General features: G+C 69.1%; 15 protein-coding genes. 6 read left to right on the top strand and 9 right to left on the bottom strand.

The features are described from left to right. Window positions 1-41: 41 nt before the first annotated feature. From lsrB to H2O74_RS07810, 4 genes are read right to left on the bottom strand one after another with little or no spacing between them, the layout of a single operon-like run. Window positions 42-1,103: an autoinducer 2 ABC transporter substrate-binding protein LsrB gene (lsrB, locus tag H2O74_RS07825; protein ID WP_182113862.1), complete on the bottom strand. Its 1,062-nt coding sequence runs from the start codon at window positions 1,101-1,103 to the stop codon at window positions 42-44. 52 nt (window positions 1,104-1,155) lie between these two features. After that, window positions 1,156-2,190 carry a hypothetical protein gene (locus H2O74_RS07820; RefSeq protein ID WP_182113861.1) on the bottom strand — a complete coding sequence of 345 codons (1,035 nt, stop codon included), beginning with the start codon at window positions 2,188-2,190 and terminating at the stop codon, window positions 1,156-1,158. Further along, window positions 2,187-3,245, bottom strand: a complete 1,059-nt coding sequence (locus H2O74_RS07815; protein WP_182113860.1) for an ABC transporter permease — start codon at window positions 3,243-3,245, stop codon at window positions 2,187-2,189. Before H2O74_RS07815 ends, H2O74_RS07820 begins: the two co-directional genes overlap by 4 nt. Next, the gene (locus H2O74_RS07810) at window positions 3,242-4,753 is read right to left on the bottom strand and encodes a sugar ABC transporter ATP-binding protein (protein WP_182113859.1); all 1,512 of its coding nucleotides are present in this window, start codon (window positions 4,751-4,753) and stop codon (window positions 3,242-3,244) included. Before H2O74_RS07810 ends, H2O74_RS07815 begins: the two co-directional genes overlap by 4 nt. Before the next feature lie 634 nt (window positions 4,754-5,387). On the opposite strand from H2O74_RS07810, the gene H2O74_RS07805 reads away from it, so the two are divergent. The 3 genes from H2O74_RS07805 to H2O74_RS07795 all read left to right on the top strand — a co-directional run bounded on the left by H2O74_RS07805 (window position 5,388) and on the right by H2O74_RS07795 (window position 7,893). Further along, window positions 5,388-5,927, top strand: coding sequence for a hypothetical protein (locus tag H2O74_RS07805; protein WP_182113858.1), 540 nt, complete (start codon window positions 5,388-5,390; stop codon window positions 5,925-5,927). 54 nt (window positions 5,928-5,981) lie between these two features. After that, complete coding sequence (locus H2O74_RS07800) at window positions 5,982-6,863, top strand: hypothetical protein (protein WP_182113857.1); 882 nt, start codon at window positions 5,982-5,984, stop codon at window positions 6,861-6,863. Window positions 6,864-7,350: 487 nt separating this feature from the next. Beyond that, window positions 7,351-7,893: a hypothetical protein gene (locus H2O74_RS07795; protein ID WP_182113856.1), complete on the top strand. Its 543-nt coding sequence runs from the start codon at window positions 7,351-7,353 to the stop codon at window positions 7,891-7,893. A gap of 20 nt (window positions 7,894-7,913) precedes the next feature. Here H2O74_RS07795 and H2O74_RS07790 read toward each other — a convergent pair whose 3' ends face one another. From H2O74_RS07790 to H2O74_RS16895, 4 genes are all read right to left on the bottom strand, one after another. After that, complete coding sequence (locus tag H2O74_RS07790; RefSeq protein ID WP_255491855.1) at window positions 7,914-8,057, bottom strand: hypothetical protein; 144 nt, start codon at window positions 8,055-8,057, stop codon at window positions 7,914-7,916. A gap of 359 nt (window positions 8,058-8,416) precedes the next feature. After that, entirely contained in the window at window positions 8,417-8,704 is a 288-nt protein-coding gene (locus H2O74_RS07785; protein WP_182113855.1) for a hypothetical protein, read from the bottom strand. Between the two features lie 573 nt (window positions 8,705-9,277). Continuing rightward, on the bottom strand, window positions 9,278-9,805 hold the full coding sequence (locus H2O74_RS16900) for a GNAT family N-acetyltransferase (RefSeq protein WP_182113854.1): 528 nt from the start codon (window positions 9,803-9,805) through the stop codon (window positions 9,278-9,280). 78 nt (window positions 9,806-9,883) lie between these two features. Further along, complete coding sequence (locus tag H2O74_RS16895) at window positions 9,884-10,330, bottom strand: transposase (RefSeq protein WP_370525899.1); 447 nt, start codon at window positions 10,328-10,330, stop codon at window positions 9,884-9,886. 407 nt (window positions 10,331-10,737) lie between these two features. Between H2O74_RS16895 and H2O74_RS07770 the strand changes: the two genes are divergently transcribed. Beyond that, entirely contained in the window at window positions 10,738-13,965 is a 3,228-nt protein-coding gene (locus tag H2O74_RS07770; protein ID WP_182113852.1) for an SNF2-related protein, read from the top strand. A gap of 286 nt (window positions 13,966-14,251) precedes the next feature. Here H2O74_RS07770 and H2O74_RS07765 read toward each other — a convergent pair whose 3' ends face one another. After that, window positions 14,252-15,940, bottom strand: a complete 1,689-nt coding sequence (locus H2O74_RS07765) for a nuclease-related domain-containing DEAD/DEAH box helicase (RefSeq protein WP_223147790.1) — start codon at window positions 15,938-15,940, stop codon at window positions 14,252-14,254. 456 nt (window positions 15,941-16,396) lie between these two features. Here H2O74_RS07765 and xerC point away from each other — a divergent pair, with 456 nt between their 5' ends. Both xerC and H2O74_RS07755 read left to right on the top strand, forming a co-directional pair. After that, window positions 16,397-17,548: a tyrosine recombinase XerC gene (xerC, locus tag H2O74_RS07760; RefSeq protein WP_182113851.1), complete on the top strand. Its 1,152-nt coding sequence runs from the start codon at window positions 16,397-16,399 to the stop codon at window positions 17,546-17,548. A 151-nt stretch (window positions 17,549-17,699) separates the two neighbouring features. Beyond that, a complete protein-coding gene (locus H2O74_RS07755) occupies window positions 17,700-17,999 on the top strand; it encodes a helix-turn-helix domain-containing protein (RefSeq protein WP_182113850.1) in 300 nt (99 codons plus the stop codon). The last annotated feature ends 52 nt before the right edge of the window (window positions 18,000-18,051 follow it).

Below are 18,051 nucleotides of genomic sequence, written 5' to 3'. Positions count from 1 at the left end.
CCGGGTGGGGCGGACCGGCCGGGTCCGCCCCACCCGGGCCGTCAGAAGTCGTAGTCGGCGATGTTCTCGGCGGTGAAAACCACGCGCTCGGGCATCACGACGATGCCGTTGCCGTCGGCCTCGTAGTCGTAGCCCTGGACCGAGTTGGGCGAGACCTCGACCGTGCCGATGCCCTCGACCTCGAACGTGTCACCCACGTTGAGCTCCTCACCGTCGAGCAGCCGCTTGGCGACGGCGACGGAGAGTGCGCCCTGCTTCGTGACGTCCCAGAGCCCGAAGCGGTCGATGGTGCCGTTCTCGACGAACGTCCGCATGACGTTCGGCGTGGAGAAGCCCACGACGACGATGTCGTCGCGCCCGAGGTTCTCGAGCGCCTGCGCCGTTCCGGGCAGGGCGTTCGCGTCCGGGCAGATGATCGCCTTGAGGTTCGGGTTGGCGTTGATGAGCGCCTCCGCCTGCTGGACGGCGAGCTCGGTCTGGTTCTCGGAGAAGACGGTGTCGACGACGTTCCACTGCGTGTCCTCGTCGATGATCTGCTTGGCGACCTCGGTCCACTGGTTCTGGTCGGTCACCGTGGGGCTCGAGTAGTGGAAGGCGACGTCCACCGCCTCGTCGGCACCGATGTCCTCCTGGACCATCTCCACCAGGAGCGCGCCGAGCTGCTCGGGCGTGCCCTGGCTGATGTAGTGGCTGCGGCACTCGGGGTTGGTGTCCGAGTCCCAGGTGAGCACCTTGACGCCCTGGTCCATGGCCCGCTGGAGCGCCTGGCAGAGCCCGTCGGGCGAGACGGAGGAGACGATGATCGCCTCGGCTCCCTGCTGGACCTCCGTGTTGATGAGCTCGACCTGCTTGGCGACCGCCGCCTCCGGCGAGCCGACGTAGCGCACGTCGAGCCCGTACTCGTCGCCCGCGGCCACGGCGCCGGCGCCACCGCTCTCGAAGAAGCCCACGCCGGTGAGCTTGGGGATGAACGCCACCCGGGCGCCGTCCGACGCGCCCTCCTCACCGGTGTCGGTCTCGGAGCCGCCGCCCGACGAGCAGGCCGCGGTCAGGGCGAGCGCGAGTGCCGCGCTCGCAGCCAGGATGCTGGAACGGATCTTCATTGAACGTTCTCCGATCTGGTTGGACGCTGACGACGCAGCGTGCGGTGGGTGTCTACGAGGCCGCGACGTCGGCGAGCAGCGCCCGCCGCCGTCGGGCACGCTGGTTCTTGAACCGTTCCGCCGCGTGGGAGGTCCACCAGCGGAGGCTGGCGACCGCGACGAGCGCCGTGCCGGTCGCCACGGCGACCTGGGACTCGGTCATCCCGGCGAACCGCAGCCCCTGCTGCAGGAACCCGATGACGAAGGCGGCGATGACGACGCCGCCGATGGTTCCCTCGCCGCCGAACATGCTCACGCCGCCGATGACGACGAGCGTCAAGACGGGCATCAGCACCGAGGACCCGATGTCGGCCCGCGCGGAGGCCAGGTACGAGGTCAGGAGCAGGCCGGCGACCCCGGCGCCGAGAGCGGTCAGCAGGTAACCGGTGAGCGTGATCCGTCCGACCGAGAAGCCGCTGTAGACGGCGGCCCGCGGGTTCGCGCCGATCAACCGCGCCTGGCGCCCGAACGACGTGCCGTGCAGCAGCACCGTGAAGACGACCGCCGCGACGCCGAAGATCAGCAGCATGTTGGGCAGGCCGAAGGTCTTGCCGTTCCCGATCTCCACGAACCCGTCGGGCAGTCCCGAGATCCCCTCGAAGGAGGACACGTTGGCGAGTCCGGAGATCCCCACCGCCAGCCCGGCGAACAGGAACTGCGTGCCCAGGGTGATGACCATGGGGTTCGCGCCGGTGAGCAGGATGGCACCGCCGTTGACCAGCCCGGCGAGGAGCGCCGCCGCGAGCCCGCCGACGCAGGCCAGCCAGATGTTCGTGCCGTTCGCGAACAGGACGCCGGTCACGATCGCCGAGAGGCTGACGATCGAGCCGATCGAGATGTCGATGCCGCCGGTCATCATCACGATGGCGAGCGGCAGGGCGATGATGCCCAGGTACAGGAAGTCCGACGTCGAGCCGATCAGGCGGGTCGGGTCCAGGAAGCGGGGGTTGAGGGCACCGAACACGAGGATCTCGACGGCCAGCACCACGACGAGAGCGCCCTCCCACCGCGCCAGCGGCGCGAGCAGCACACGGATGCGGTCGTTCACGATGCCCCTCCCGAGGTGACGCGCGTGCTCTCGGCGACCGCGGCCGCCGGCGGGGGTTCGACTGGCTCGTCTCCCGGCACCTCGTCGGTGCGGTACCGAGCAGCGCGACGACGCCGCTCCAGGCCGGCCCGCACGCGGGAGTCGGCGAACAGGGCGGCCAGGAGGATGGCTCCGATGACCGTGTCCGCCCAGAAGCCGGGGATCCCGAGGAAGCTGAGCGAGCTCGTGACCGTCGTGATGAACACGGCGCCGAACGTCGCGCCCAGGATGCTGCCCACGCCACCGCTGAGGGCCACTCCGCCGATGACGGCTGCGGCGATCGCCCGCATCTCGATCCCCATGCCCGCCTGGTTCGACACCGAGCCGATCTGGGCGAGGAAGACCAGGGCGGCGACGGCGGCGAGCGTGCCGGACGCCGTGAAGGCGAGCACGACCATGCCGTTGGTGCGGACCCCGATGAGGTGGGCGCCGGTGGCGTTGTCGCCCGTCGCGTAGATGTGCCGGCCGGTGCGGGTTCGCGCCATGACGAGCATCAGGGCGACGAGCAGCGCGAGCGCCGTCCACACCAGCACGGGCATCCCGAGGACCTCGAGCGTGCCGATGCGCTTGTAGCTGGCCGGGATGTTCTCGACCGAGTGGCCTCCGGTGATGATGAAGGAGATGCCCCGGTAGGCGCCGAGTGTGCCGAGGGTCATGACGATGGACGGCACGTGGCCGTACGTGACCCCGACGCCGTTGATCGCGCCGAGAGCGGCGCCTGCCGCGACCACGGCGAGCACCGTGAGGGCGGCTGGGACCCCGTCGCGGAGCATGAGGCCGCCGAGGATGCCCGTCAGCGCCATGGTGGAGCCGACCGAGACGTCGATGTTCCGGGTGATGATCACCAGCGCGACGCCGGCGGCGAGCAGCGCGAGGATGACGGCCGAGTTGGCCATCCGCACGAGGTTCCCGACCTCGACGAACCGCGACTGCACCAGGCCGACGACGAGGAGGAAGAGCAGCGCCCCGATGATCGTCACGGCCTCGCGGGCCCGGAGGAAGGCAGGGACCCTCATGCTGACACCCCCTTCAGCGCACCGAAGGCCGTGTTGCGGACGTTCTCGAGGGTGATGGCGTCACCGACCAGCTCGTCGGTCAGACGGCCGTCCCGCATCACGACCACGCGGCTGCTGAGCTGGACCACCTCCTCGAAGTCGGAGGAGATGAGCAGCACCGCCAGGCCCTCGGCGGCGAGCTTCTCGACCAGCCGGTAGAGGTCCGCGCGCGCAGCGACGTCGATGCCGCGCGAGGGCTCATCGAGCATGATCACGCCCGGACGCGGGGCGAGCGCCTTCGCGAGCGAGACCTTCTGCTGGTTGCCGCCAGACAGGTTGGCGACGTGCCGGTCCCGCGACCCCGTCTGGATGGCCAGGTCGCGGCACATCTCGTCCGTCAGTGCCCGGTCGCTCCGGCGATCGACGAAGCCCGCCCTGCTGACCGCGGCGAGCACGGTCGAGGAGATGTTCTCCACGATCGACCCCAGGAGGAAGACGCCGTTCTCGTGGCGGTCCTCGGGGACGTACGACAGGCCGCGGGTCATGCTGCGTCGCGGGCTCCGACGGCTGTACCCGCGCCCGCCGAGCCTCACGCTGCCCCGTCCGGGACGCAGCCCGAAGACGGTCTCCGCGAGCTCGGTGCGTCCGGAGCCGACGACGCCGGCGATGCCGAGCACCTCGCCCGGGAAGACGTCGAGGGTGATGTCCCGGAACCCGTTGCCGGACAGCTCGCGCAGCGACAGTGCCGGCGGGCTGTCCGGCTGCTGGGCGGCGCGGCGCTCGGGGCGGACCGCGGCGACGGAGTCCGGCACCATCGCCGCGACGAGGGCGGGGATCGACGTGTCGGCGGTGCGCTCCTGGAGGCAGGTCGCGCCGTCGCGCAGCACCGTCACGCGATCGCACAGCGCGAAGATCTCCGGCATGCGGTGCGAGACGTAGAAGATGCCGACGCCGTCGGCGGCGAGCGTGCGCAGCTGGGTGAACAGCCGCTCCACCTCGCGTGCCGTGAGGGCCGACGTCGGCTCGTCGACGATGAGCAGCCGCGCACCGCGCAGGATGCCGCGCACGAGCTCGACCAGCTGCTGGTCGGAGATCGACAGGTCCGAGGCGCGGGCGTCGAGGTCGATCGACGCGCCGAGCTGCTCCGCGACCTGCCGCACCCGTGCCGGCGGCACGCGGTCGCGGCCCAGGGAGAGCTGCACGTTCTCGAGGACGGACAGGTTCGGGAAGAGCTCGGGCTCCTGCGGCACCAGGTACACGCCGTTGGCGTGAGCGGCTCGGGGCGAGAGGCGTCGGACCTCCTCCCCCGCGATCGCGATCCTCCCGGCGTCCGGGCTCACCACACCGGTCACGATCTTCATGAGGGTCGACTTGCCGGCACCGTTCCCGCCGACGAGCGCGTGGATCTCACCGGCCTGCAGGTCGATGCTCACGTCCTTGAGCACGGCGACCCCGCCGTAGGACTTCCAGATGCCCTCGAGCACCGCGACCGGGGCCACGGGGTCGTGGTTCGAGCTGTCGGGACGCATCACCGTTGACGCTGCCTCTCGTAAGGCCTGAGCAGATGCTCACGCGCTGAGCGAGTGCGCTCAACGTAGGGCCGGGTTCGAGGCGAGCGCAAGGATCTGGGCACCCGTCGTTGCGGTTTCGTGACGTGCCGCGCGGACGCGCTCCTCGTCGCCGGGTCCGCTCGGTGCGTACTTCCCGACGGCCTCATCCGGTTCCCGTCGGCGTCCGACCTGCGCGGCGCACATCTGCGTGACGACGGCCGACATCGAGCCGTTCTGGGTGGGCGAGCGACCCGGAGGGCCCGTCATCGAGAGGTCCGCGCCGCGCTACCGCTGAGTCGTGAGGAGCAGCAGCGGACGCGGCTACTGCGGGTGATCGAGCGCCTGGAGCGGTCCCTCCGCATCCCGCGGCCTAGATCAGACGTCCTTGCTCACGCCGATCACGGAGCCGGAGCCGCCGAGCGATCGAAGAGCCTCGACCAGCGGCCTCGGCATGATCCGACCTCTCGGACGAAGCAGCCCACACGACCTCACCTGCATCTCCGCCGAACCGGGTCAACGGGGTGCCACTGGAGATCATTGAGTACGCCGCCGAGAACGGTGTCATCATCCGTGACGTCACCGGCACCGTCTACGGTCCATGACGGAGGAGACGATGACTGAGGTCCTGTACACCAGCCGGTGGAACCCCCTGACGGGCCGGCCGGCGATGAAGCACCGTTGGCTGCCTGAGGACGAAGCGCGACGGGCGTTCGAGTCCGGATCGGGCATCATCACGATCGTCGACGCCGCGACGCGTGGTGATGGCGATGTCCCGCGCCCACGGTGGGTCATCGGCGCCGGCGCCAAGGGCAGAGTTCGCGTCCAGTTCTTCACCCCGGGCGGTGCGGTGTGGCGCCAGATCGACTACGACGACATCGATGGCCGACTGTGGCGCTGGATCTGCATCACGTACGTGTACCCCGACGACCAGACGCGCTACATGCGGCTGCAGGCGACCCGCATCCTCACCGAGGAGTTCCGCCCCGACGGCACAGGTCGCGTGAAGGACGACTCCAAACTCGAGCCGAACGTCGATGCCTACACATTGACCAATGCCCCGGTCGGCGCCTTCTGGATGGATAGGCCCGACTTCGGGAACTGGGAGGGCCTGACCAATCCGGAATACGGCGTCCCCTCACGGTGCGGTCGGTGACGCGGTGGACGCCATCGGCGACGGCCTCACGGACGCTTGGGAAGGTCTCTTCGGATGAGCGCGCAAAGACCGCGGCACGACCCCGAAGAAGCCGGCCCGCCGGCGCACACCTCGCTAGAGATCGCCGAGCTACGCCGACGTCTGGAGGCTCAGGAGAGGTCAACACGCCGCCTCGAGGTCCCGGTGGTCGCCGGCATTGGAGTCGTCGGCCTTGTCGTCGCAGCCGGCGGCACAACGCACCCGGCCCTGCTGGCGGTGGGGGCATGGATTCTGACTCTCGCGGTGCTCATCCTCTGGGGCCGCTCCGTACGGAACGGCAGGGAGCGCGGCACCGGTCCGCGCGGACCCGCACCGCGCCTGACCACCCTGGACGGCGAGCCCGCCACCGCGATCACCGCACCCGCCAGCCATCTCGCCCTCACCGTGGGGATGTGGCTGCTCATCGCGGTTCCTCTCGTCGGCAGCGGGCTTGCACTCACCGCCAGAGACGCCCCCGGCGCTGGCACGCTCTTGTTCGCGGCGGGCGCCTTCTGGCTGGTCCCGGTGGCACTTGCCGCAACGGGGCGCATGTCGTCAGGCGGTCTGTGGCTGACGCCCTCGGCGCTCGTGATCCGCGACCACGGTCTCGAGTCCCGCATCCCCTGGGGGTCACTCGTAGTCGCCGACGGCGCCGGCACGGACGCGGCGAATGGGACGGTCGTGTTCCGGGCCAGTGCGACGGGAGGGACGATTCATCGGAGCCGCTCCCGACCCTGGCCGATCTCAGCCCGTACAGCCGGACCGTCGATCGCCGTCCTCGACGCCCGCTCTCTGGCTCACGACGCCTCCGCAATCGGCGCAGTCGTGCGCCACTACCAGCGTGCGGGGACGACCGCCGAGCTCGGTACGCCCACAAGTCTGCGAACCGTAGAAGCCCTCACGGGTTCCCGCTCCTGAAGACGAAAGCGGCTTCGAGGGCGGGAACTACCTCGTATTGCGCTTCGCACCCAGAAGCGCAGGAGGCCTCCGCAACCTGGAGCCCCACTGAACCCGTGCGTTGCTCCAGGTCATCAGCTTGTCAGGGCGGCTGACGTCCGTCCTTCACCGACGGCTGCGCACACACGACGCGTCGTCCTGTCGCGCGACAGGCGCCGGTCGAGGTCAGGGGCAACCGAGTGGCTCGCACGCGGCGCGCGACTCCGGACCCGGACCAGCCCGCCCTCTTTGCGGACGGGCCGTCCCAGCTCGGCCTGCGCTTCAGGCTCGCTCGAAAGGACTGGCCGGCGTCCGATCACCTGCCCGAGAACCACGCCCGCTCCAGCGTCCATTCGATAAGGAGACGGCTGCCCCGAGAATCCTGCTGGGCAGCGAACCGTTCGTCCGCGACCGTATCGTCACCCGCGATGGCAACAGCACGGTCTCACGGTGGATGAAGGAGGTGCCGATGCCTGACGACGTGCTGTACACGACCCGATGGAACGAGCTCACGCGTGAGCCGGTGGGAGGGCACCGCTGGCTGAGCGAGGAGGAGGCGCATCGAGCCTTCGAGTCCGGGAAGGGCATCATCGAGGTCGTCGACGCGGCAGCGCGCGACGCTGACGGTACACCGCGACCACGTTGGGTGATCGGGACGAGCGCTAACGGACGGGCACGCGTCCGGTTCTTCACCCCCGGTGGCTCGGTGTGGCGGAACATCGACTACGACGAGATCGACGGCCGGCTGTGGCGCTGGATCAGCGTCACCTACACGTATCCCGATCTCGACAACAGGTACATGCAGGGCCAGGCCCTCCAGATCGTGAAGGAGAAGTTCCAGCCGGACGGCACAGGCACCGTACGACACGACGTGAAAACGGAGCCAGAGGTCGACGTTTACACGATGAGCGACGTGCCGGTCGCGGGCTTCTGGCTGGATCGCCCCCGGTTCGGCGACTGGGCCGCGCTCACTGATCCCGAGTACGGACTTCCGGCGCGCGACGTCACCTAAGACCCCAGCAAGCTGCCCAGTCATGAGCGCGTGTTGGGCACCAGGTAGTGGGGACCAACGAAGCCCACGTGGACCTTACGAATGGCGCCGGCGGTGTCGTCGTAGAAGTAGACCCGCGGGGCGATGTCGCCACCACCCTCGCTGATCTTCAGATGCGACTCCATGTACTGAACGCCGTCGGAAGAGAGGCGGCGGGCAGCCGGGAACTTGCGGGCCTGGGTCTGCCGCTATACCCAGATCGGCAGCGACGGTGGTGGCGGGCTTGCGGGCCTGCGGGAGCGCGACCGCTCGGTGCGGAACTGGGCCGGATAGAGCTTCGGCATGGTTCAGTCCTGCGAGTGACCGACCGCCTCGCGCGTTGGCGCGTTCGAGAACGGGTGCACAGCGCTCATCGCATTGATCACGTCGGACTTGAGCGGGAACTCAGCTCGAAGAGTCACGCGGTGGCCGCCTACACGTCTACGACGACGCCCTCACGAGGGCCGGTCACACACCACTCCGCTGGACGCCACTCGCACCCACGTTACGGCTGTCCAGCCGACCAGTATTTTTCGCCGCCCGTCTCAAGGAAGCGACGCAGGACGTGGGCCAGGGAGCCCTCCAGGCGGTACCAGTCCTCGCGAGGGTCGAGCGGCAGTGCCACGAGCCACTGCACACGACCGTTCTCCTCAGGACTCGCTGCGAGCAGGTCGGAGTCGCCCAGGAACTCGGCCACCACGATGTCGTGCTCCGTGAAGTCCTCGGGCGGCGCGCCCTCTCCTTCGCGGTTCGTCCGGCGGAGGCCGATGGTGACAGGATCACCAGGCCCCACTGCCCGTAGTCGACGTCTTCGAACAGGCGCGCGGTACGTGTCGCTCGCCATAGGTCACCGAGCTCTGACGGTGCGTTGGCTGGTGCGGTCGCTTGGACCTCTGCGTCGGTCGCTGGCGGGTCCATCGTGCTCGCGAGCCGGAATATGGACTCGTCGTACTCCTGCGGAGTGCTCAGAGCGGCGAATCGCGCGAGCACGTCAGCCACGGCGGTCATGGGTAGTTCCTCCACCACTCGCTGAACTGGTCCTGGTGTACTTGCCTGACGACCGCACGAGGTTCTCGAAGGCGTTATCGCCGCCGAACTCGCGGGGCGGATGTGGTGGATGTCGTACGACGACCACCCCATCCGGCCGACCGAAGCCACGATCGTGCCACTCGGTGATGAAGCGCCCGCGGTCCGCTCGACTGTCCCATGCCACCCGCTGGTCCCGTGGCACACGCTCGGGGCTGGGTCAGGGAAGTGGACCGGACCGCCGGTGCGGGGATCGGGCACGTCGGGGTAGACCTGTCCAAGGTGGTTCACAACTTGGACGCCCCGGCTACCGCCCGTTGCGCCGGCAGCAGCAGCCGCGTCAGCTGCAGTCTCCACACGTCGGCCAGCGCTCCCCTGCTCGGGAAAGGGCACCTGCAGCGATGCCAGCGCCACCCGTCGCGGCACCGATGGCGAGGTCGGGAGCTTGGCCTCCGAGCCATCTCGCCGGGTTGTCCCTGAGCGTCTGGGTGCCCAGCAGCGTGTGGGCTGCACCAACGGGGCGTGCAGCGCCTGGTCGAACAAGCCGACCATCGCGTCGCCGCTCGCGGCGACGTCGGCGCGGTACCCGGCGGGGTCCATCACGGCGCGAGCCGAGTTGAAGCGAGCTAGGGCGCGTCTCATAAGTGGCAGGTCTGAAACCGAGGGAGACGTAGAGCGCGTGCGCCTCAGTTGCCGAGTCGTCGACTCGTAGGCCGATGCCGGTTGGGAGCGCGGATTGGACCGCCTGCACAAGTGCTCGGCCGATGCCGCGACGTCGGATCTCAGGCAGGACGAAGAGGTCGGTGATGAAGGGGCCGGGCGGGACGTCCTGCCAGGGCGGGTCCTCGACGGTGATGTCGCGCCGCACAGGCCGTCGTTGACTCGTGCGAGGAGAGATCCCGCGGCCAGCCAGCGACCGTACTCGCCGTTCCAGGCGGCCCGGACGTCATCGCTTGCCTCCGTCAGGGACATCTCTTCGGGCGTGTCCAGGTAGGTGCGCCAGTAGGCGCGGCCCACATCCCCGAGGTCCTCTTCGCCGATGAGGTGAAGGGTCAATCCAGCGGGGACTGCTGATGGGTTGTGAGTGGGCGGGTCGGAGATCATCAACACGTTCGCGCGGCAGGGTGGTCGCGTGCTGATGAGCGCGATTGATCGTGGAGTCGATGCTCACCGCCCAGTCGATGTCACCAGCGGCATCCGCGTCGGCCAATACCGCCGTCAGGATCCTGTCCCAGGTGCCGTCCCGACTGAACCGGGCGTGCCTCTTCCACACCGTCTGCCATGGTCCGAAGCGCTCTGGCAGATCACGCCAGGCGACCCCGCATCGGTACCGGTGAACGATGCCCTCCACGACCTGCCGGTGGTTCCGAAACGGCCGCGACCGCCCGCGCACCTGCGGCACAAGCGCGCGACCCGCTCCCACTGGGCATCACTGAGCTCCTGCGCACGACTCATCCGAGCAGCATCGGCGACCGGACTCGCTCAACTTGGGAGACACGCCCTAGGTGGCGCCTGGCCCGCTCGCCTAAACGGATCAACGATCCCGACTGCCATGCCGATAGTTCTGTTGGGCCGGCCACGTGGACTGCCGCCAAGGTGCGTCATTCACATGCGAAGCGGTCCCACTCCGCGGGTCCATGGAACGACATCCAGCAGCCACGACGCGTTACCACCGGCGGCGCGGCATCTCCGGCTCTTCCGAGCAATTCCTTTGTCGGTGGTGCCGACTAGCGTGCCGGCATCGGACGACCCCGGGAGGAACGCATGGCTCGCCGCGGACGCACGCGCCCCGACCCCGCCATGCTCGACCTGTTCTCGTCGACACCGGAACCCCGTCTGAACTTGAGGCTTGGCCAGATGTCCTGGCCCGAGCCTGAGGGCTTCCCTGTCAACCACGCCGGTGCGCACGTACGGGACCACGTCTGGAGCGACCTCACCGACTCGCGCACCCCGCTCGTTCTCGCGGGTTTTGCGTCAATCGCACACATCGTTGAGCTGGTCGCCGCCACGGCGCACAAGCCCCAACCGGGACAGGTACGCGTCCTTCTGGGCACCGAGCCGTTCGCCACCGAACGCGTGGCGTTCGGGTCGGCTTCGGCAGCGTTCACCGACGAGGTGCGTGCCTACTGGATCGAGCAGCACGGCGTCTCGCTGCTGCTATCCGCCAAGATCGTGCAGACGATCGAGGCACTCGACGCAGGATGGTTCGAGGTGCGGTTCGTCCCCGGCCGCACCCGTCTGCACGCGAAAATCTACGTCGGTGACAAAGCTGCCACCCTCGGGTCGAGCAACTTCACCGACCCCGGGATGCGCTCTCAGTTTGAGGCCAACGTCCGTTTCCTCCGCACGGCCGATCGCGAGGGGTATGAGGGCGTCCGGCAAATGGCCGAGAACTACTGGTCCATCGGGGCGCCCTGGACGGACGAGATGCGCGCACTGCTGCACGACATGCTCCAGTTCGTCTCATGGCACGAGGCACTCGCGCGGGCGTGCGCCGACCTCCTGGAAGGCCAGTGGGCGGCCGGGTACCTTGGCTCGACCGCGGGCATCTCACGTCTCTGGCCGTCCCAGGTCGCGGGGATCGCCGAGGCGCTGTGGGTCGTCGAAGACGTCGGCAGCGTCCTCGTCGCCGACGCGACCGGTTCTGGCAAGACACGCATGGGCGCCCACCTCACGCGTGCCGTGCGCGATCGACTGTGGAGTACCGGTCGAGTCCGCGGCGACCTCACCGTGCTCGTTTGCCCGCCGCCCGTCGAGGATCAGTGGGCGCGGGAAGCGATCTCATGCGGGCTCACCCTCAACACCGTCTCGCACGGGCTCCTGAGCCGCGCCTCGTCGCAAGGGCCGCGTGTTGAGGAGGAAGCGGTCGCCGCCGCACAGATCCTCGCGATCGACGAGGCGCACAACTTCCTCGCGCACGATTCAAACCGCACGGCACACGTGCGCGGAACCGCGGCTGACCACGTCCTGATGTTCACGGCCACACCCATCAACCGCAGCGCCAAGGACCTGCTGTCGCTCGTCGACCAGCTCGGCGCCGACAACTTCGATGACGCGACTCTGGACGTCCTCGACCGACTCCACCGGCGCCAGGCGGACTGGCATCTCACCGACGACGACCGCACCTTGCTACGCGCGGAGATCCAGCGCTTTACCGTCCGCAGGACCAAGACGATGCTCAATGAGCTAGTCGATGCCGAACCTGATGCCTACCGCCACCCGATCACGGGGCGTGTGTGCCGTTACCCCAGGCACGTGCCCTCGACATACGAGACTGGCGAGACGCCACAGGACTGCCGGATCGCCGACCAGATCCGGGAGCTTGCCGATGGCCTCAGCGGGATCGCGCGGATCGGATCGAGCATCAGCCTGCCTGAGTGGCTGCGACGTGAGTACACCGACGAGCGCTGGCTGACGACCCGTCTGAGTGCGGTACGCGGGCTGGCAGCACACCAGGTGCGCGCGGCGATGCGGTCATCCCAGGCGGCCCTCCTGGAACACGTCGTCGGGACCGCCGAAGCGGTGAAGCGTCTCAGCATTCCCGAGCTCGCCAAGGCGCAGCCAACCGGCGACATGCTCGCCAAGGTGGCCGCCGCGCGAGTAGCGGGCCCCCCACGAGTGGACCTCTCGTGCGACGTCCCGGAGTGGCTCACCGACACATCGGCGTGGAAGAGCGCTTGCGACGAGGAGTCGGCCCGCTACGGGAAGATCGAATCACTTGTCGAGAAGTTGGGGAGTCGCCGCGAGCGCACCAAGGCGGAGTTCGTCGCGGAGCTCGCCGGCCGCCACGAGCGTGTGCTCGCGTTCGACCACCACCCGATCACGCTTGCGGTCATCAAGTCCCTGGTCCCCGACATCGGGGTCCCCGTGATCGTGGCGACCGGCGGAGCCCAGAAGGGTCGCGACCAGGTGCGTGAAGTTCTGGCCGCGGACTCGAAGACCCGCGGAATCGCCTTGTGCTCGGACGCGATGAACGAAGGAATCAACCTGCAGGGCGGCTCGGCTGTCGTGCAGTTCGACATGCCGACGACCCTGCGTGTCGCCGAGCAGCGCGTCGGACGGGTCGACCGCATGGACAGCCCTCACGACAGCATCGACGTGTTCTGGCCGGCGGACTCGCGCTCGTTCGCCACGCACGCCGACGAGCTCCTGCAAGCGCGCAACGAGGAGAGCGCCGCGCTGCTGGGCTCCAACCTGCCAATCCCCCTCGCCCCCGGCGCTGTCGTGACCGCGGAGACCTTTGCCACGCTCGCCGCGGCAGAGCGCGGCCAGTGGGACGGGCTCCAGGACGCGCTGGAACCGGTCCGCTCACTCGTCGCGGGGCCCGCCGCGCTGGTACCCGGGCCAACGTACGAAGCCCACCGGAGCGCAAAGCACCGCGTCCTCGCGCGCATCAGCCCGGTCCGAACGCGCACTGCTTGGGCGTTCTTCGCCGTCCGCGGTGCTGGGGTCGGTGCGCCGCGTTGGATCCTCCTCGAGGAGGATGAACCGGCCGCCGTCGTCGGCCTGAACCGCGTCTCAGCGCGGCTGCGCGAGCTTCTGGCGAGCGACCCGCCAAGCGCATCGTTCGACGACCACTGCGAGACCGTGCTCACAGGTTTCATCGATCGCGCGGAGCGGGCAGAGGTCGAGCTGCTCCCGCGACGGCACCAGCGCGCAGTCGAGCAGTTACAGCGCATGTGTCGCCGGTGGGCGGAGACCGCCAGACACACTGGCCTGCACGACGACGCCGACCGTTGGGACGCAATCGCGGGCGTTGCACGCGGTGAGTCGGAGGCGGGGATCGTCGACCTGCACCAAGCCGCGGACGCTTGGCTGGCTCTCGTGAAACCGGCTCGCCTGGAGGCGCGCGCCACACGCAAACGGCGCCGCAGCGCCTACAGCCGCCTCGCCGACATCGAACCGCTCCTGGATCGCAGCCCACTGGCTCTGGATCAGGTCGAACTCGCAATGAGCCGGCTGGAGATCGTCGAGCCCCTAGCCCAGCGGGTCGCTTCCTGCATCCTCGGTGTCCCCGAGGGCGATTGACGATGACCGCACCCGGCTAGTGATCGCGAGCCACTCCGGCATGCCCACCTTGCAGTCGGACGCTGGTTCTCCACTCCAGCGACTCGTAGCCGAAACCTACGCAACGAGCAGCCCTCTGCGCCCGACTCCACCCACGTTGCCAGGAAGTTGGAGGAGCCCGGCGGGACGAGAGCCGTCCGCCGGCCCTTGCACAGTGGACCGTGAAGACGACTCAGGACTTCGCCACGGCCTTCACGGGTACACGAGCGATGTGACGCAACGAATGGCCGCCCCGGTGCCGGCAGGATCACCCGGCCGTATCGGCCGGAGACTCCCACTCCAACGCATCCCCCAACCTCCTCCGCACCGCCTCCCCGCCGACGTCCTCCACGTACCCCCGCGGCCCCACGACCACGAGCAGCACCCGCGCCCGCGACAGCCCGGTGTAGAGCATCTTCCGCGCCCGCGCCGCGTCTCGGATCCCGTTGACGGCGAGCACGACGACAGTCCGCTCGAGTCCTTTGAACCCAAGCACGTGCCCGTAGAACGCGTCCTCGCCGGCGAAGAACCCGTCCCAGTACTCCTTGTGCCCGGCGACCTCGACCGCCTCCACCTGCAGCGGGTGCCGACGCCCGGTGGTGAGCAGGGCGATCTGTCCGGCCTCCCACCCTTCGTCCAGCAGGGCGTCGACGACGTCATCGGCGGCGCCGAGGGCCGCGTCCGCAGGAACGTCGACGACGCGCACCGGCGCCCCCGCCCATCCCCGCGGGCGGGTGATGCCCTCGTGCAGTGCGCCGCAGAGCTGGGCGATCTGCTTGGTGGAGCGCAGGTTCTCGTCGAGCTCGATGACGGTGAGCTCGACGGGCGCGGTGCCGGCGCGGGGGAACACCCGCTGACCGTCGTCGGAGAACACGGCGAGGCGGCCGCCGTCGGGGTCGCCCAGGCAGCGCAGCAGAGCCGCCCACCACTCGTCGCCGAAGTCCTGCGCCTCGTCGACCACGACGGCGTCGAACAGGTCTGCCTCGGCGCGCTGCGCGGCGAGGGCGCCGAGCTCGCGCGGCAGGCGCTCCTCCCAGTCGGTTGGGTCGGCGTCGTCGCCCGGAGCGGCACCCCAACGCACCGGCAGCTCGTGGAACAACCCGACGTACGCGGGGCGCTCACGCACCGGCCACGCCGCAGTGGTCCGCTCGAGATACCTGGCCAGGCCGCGGGAGTAGCACATGAGCGCGACCCGCTCCCCCGCTCGGGCACGACGGCGGGCGTGCTCAAGGGCGAGCCACGTCTTGCCCGTCCCCGCGCCACCGACGACATGGACCCGCCGGACCGCGTCGAGGAACCGCATCGCCTCCGCCTGCTCCCGCGTGAGCCGGTCGAGGTGGTCCTCGTACTGCGCAGCGACGGCGAGGGCCTCCGCCTGGGACGGGAACCCACCGGTCAGCCACTCGACCAGTGCCTCGGCCGCAGGTTCGTCCAGGGGCGCGCGACCGACCCCGTGCTCGTCGATCGCCCGACGCGCGAGGTGGGCCGCACGCCCGCCGTCGGCGACGTCCGCCCGGTCGAGCAGCATGGTCCTCGGCAGCTCTGGCGCGTCCCAGTCGGTCGGGACGAACGTGTGGGGCAGGGCGACGAGGTGCGCCGTCCGGGTCCGCGCCGCCGCGAGGCCCTGCCGGGCGAGCAACGCCAGCAGGGTGTGCTTGGCGTCCTGCACCTGCCTGACAGGGTCGATCGCGTGCCGCCCGGCACCCGATCCCTGCCACCACTGTCCGTCGGCCCGAGCGACGTGCCCGCCCTTCACCTCGATCGCCGCGACGCCCAGCCCCGGCCACACCACGAGCAGGTCGATCTCACGCTCCTTGGCGCCGTCCTGCAGCGCGGTGCCGGCGAGCACGACGACGTCGTCCGGCAGGTGGTCGCGCAGTGCCTCGAAGACGGTCTGCTCCGCTCCGCCGTCGTCCGGGAACAGCGGATGCTCGGGATAGGTGCGTGCCACGGTCATGGGCTCCTCGGAGGGACGTCACTTGCCCTATCGGCAAGCCGAGGCGACGCTCAAGCCTCCGTGCGTGAGCAGCAAGGACAAACGCGCGTGCTGCGGGGGCGATGGGGCCGACATGTGTGCACCTCTGTGTGCACCAAGCCCTCGACGGGACCAAGCGAAAGGGCCGCCGATCCGGGCGTCTGCCCAGTTCAGCGGCCCTCTGGCCTCTGTCGGGATGACAGGATTTGAACCTGCGACCCCTTGACCCCCAGGCTCCTGCTCGTCGCACGGCGCAGGCTTCAACGAGAGCGTTCTCGCAGGTCAGGGGCCACGGCAGTCCACCAAAGACCATCTTTGCCCGCTTGCATCTGGCCTACTTAGGCTAACGGTTAGGCAAACGCCTACCGGCCCGATCTGGGGTCAGCGGAGGAGGTGACGAGGGTGGCACGACAGCGCAGGGAGCGCGGGGACGGTGCTGTGTTCTACAACCGGCAGCGCAAGTGCTGGGTTGGCCAACTCGACCTCGGCACCGATTCCACCGGCAAGCGCGTCCGCCTCGCTGTCGTCGGGTCGACGCGCGAGGACGCCAAGTCGAACCTCATCGCTCTCAAGGACTCTCATCGCAAGGGCATCGACCTCACGTCCCGGCGCGTGACCTTCGACGAGGTCGCCGAGCTCTGGCTCGCGCGGGACGTCGAGGGTCACGTCTCCGACGACACCCTCTCGAACTACGCCTCGCTGCTTCGGGGGCGGATCTCCCGTGCCATCGGGACGACGCCGGTGACGCAGCTGCGCGCCGCGGACGTCGAGAAGATGCTGCTCGAACTACAAGAGCTCGGCCGTTCGGCGCGGTACATGCGTCTGGCACGCAACCTCACCGAGCGCGTCCTCGACTACGCCATGCGCCGGGACGTCGTCGACCGCAACGTCGCGACGAAGGTTCGTGCGCCGACAGGACCGACGGCGGAGCGCTACGGCCTGACCGTGAAGCAGGCCCGCCGACTCTTGAAGGTCGCGGCGAACGACCGCTTGGGCAACCTCGTCACCGTCTCCCTGCTGCTCGGCCTGCGGCCCGGAGAAGCGGCCGGGCTCACCTGGGAGCACGTCAAGCTCAAGGGCAAGCGCCCGACGCTCACGGTGGCCGCCAGCCTCCGCCGCACACCGATGGGCGCAATGGTGCTCGTCCCGCCGAAGACACGCACCAGCCACCGCACGCTGGAGATCCCTCCCCCGGTTGTCGAGGCGCTCAAGGCTCAGCACGCCCAGCAGAAGTCCGACCGTGAGACGGCGGGACGGGGATGGCAAAACTCCATAGGCCTGGTCTTCACCACGGACGTCGGCACGCCCTTGGATCCGTCGAACGTCCGAAGGACCTACTCCCGACTTGCCGAGCAGGCCGAGCTCGAGCACTTGCACCCGCACATGCTCCGGCATGCCGCCGCCAGCCTGCTCTCTGCTGCGGGCGTCCCCATCGAAGACATCTCCGACACGCTCGGGCACCGGTCGGTAGCTGTTACAGCCGAGGTCTACCGGCACCCCATCGCACCCGTCCGGTCCGGACACATGGCGGCGATGAACCAGTTCACCCCGGCGAAGCGGTCTCGTAGCGCACAGGCGTCGGCGCAATGAGGGGGTCCCGCCGCCGTCATCCGCACCACACCCTGTCGTCGAGGCGATACGGGTAGCCGTGGCGATGACGCCGTCACGCAGATGAAGAGCCGTCATCGGCTCGGCTATCAGTTCGAGCGACCCTGAGGCTCTTCGATAAGGAGGTGGTCCCATGGCCAGCACGAGTCCCCTTCGCCTCGTCTCGACCAGTACCGCACCGTCGCGCCGACGGATCCGCGAGGCGGAGCAGCCGATCATCAACATCACACTGCAATCTGACGAGCGGCGTGTGTTCAGCATCCCGGAGGCTGCTGCCGTTCTGGGTATCGGCCGAAGCAAGCTGTACGAGTTCGTCGCCGCAGGCGAGATCCGCACGATCCACATCGGCAGACTCTGCAAAGTACCCGTCGATGCTATCGACGAATTCTTGGCCTCACGGCCGTCGACGCCCTCAGCACCGTCGACCCCCTGATCGAGGATCGTGCGACGAGGAATGACCATGCTCATGGGGCGTGTCGGCCGCC

Source organism: Actinotalea sp. JY-7876 (assembly GCF_014042015.1).
Lineage (GTDB): Bacteria > Actinomycetota > Actinomycetes > Actinomycetales > Cellulomonadaceae > Actinotalea.
Note: the sequence above shows the minus strand (reverse complement) of the source record. Positions and strands in the feature narration are given on the sequence as shown.

Bases quoted from the DNA above. Each gene is read 5' to 3' on its own strand.
- lsrB (WP_182113862.1), bottom strand. From the start codon at position 1,103: ATGAAGATCCGTTCCAGCATCCTGGCTGCGAGCGCGGCACTCGCGCTC.
- H2O74_RS07815 (WP_182113860.1), bottom strand. From the start codon at position 3,245: ATGAGGGTCCCTGCCTTCCTCCGGGCCCGCGAGGCCGTGACGATCATC.
- H2O74_RS07810 (WP_182113859.1), bottom strand. From the start codon at position 4,753: ATGCGTCCCGACAGCTCGAACCACGACCCCGTGGCCCCGGTCGCGGTG.
- H2O74_RS07805 (WP_182113858.1), top strand. From the start codon at position 5,388: ATGACTGAGGTCCTGTACACCAGCCGGTGGAACCCCCTGACGGGCCGG.
- H2O74_RS07800 (WP_182113857.1), top strand. From the start codon at position 5,982: ATGAGCGCGCAAAGACCGCGGCACGACCCCGAAGAAGCCGGCCCGCCG.
- H2O74_RS07795 (WP_182113856.1), top strand. From the start codon at position 7,351: ATGCCTGACGACGTGCTGTACACGACCCGATGGAACGAGCTCACGCGT.
- H2O74_RS07790 (WP_255491855.1), bottom strand. From the start codon at position 8,057: ATGGAGTCGCATCTGAAGATCAGCGAGGGTGGTGGCGACATCGCCCCG.
- H2O74_RS07770 (WP_182113852.1), top strand. From the start codon at position 10,738: ATGCTCGACCTGTTCTCGTCGACACCGGAACCCCGTCTGAACTTGAGG.
- H2O74_RS07765 (WP_223147790.1), bottom strand. From the start codon at position 15,940: ATGACCGTGGCACGCACCTATCCCGAGCATCCGCTGTTCCCGGACGAC.
- H2O74_RS07755 (WP_182113850.1), top strand. From the start codon at position 17,700: ATGGCCAGCACGAGTCCCCTTCGCCTCGTCTCGACCAGTACCGCACCG.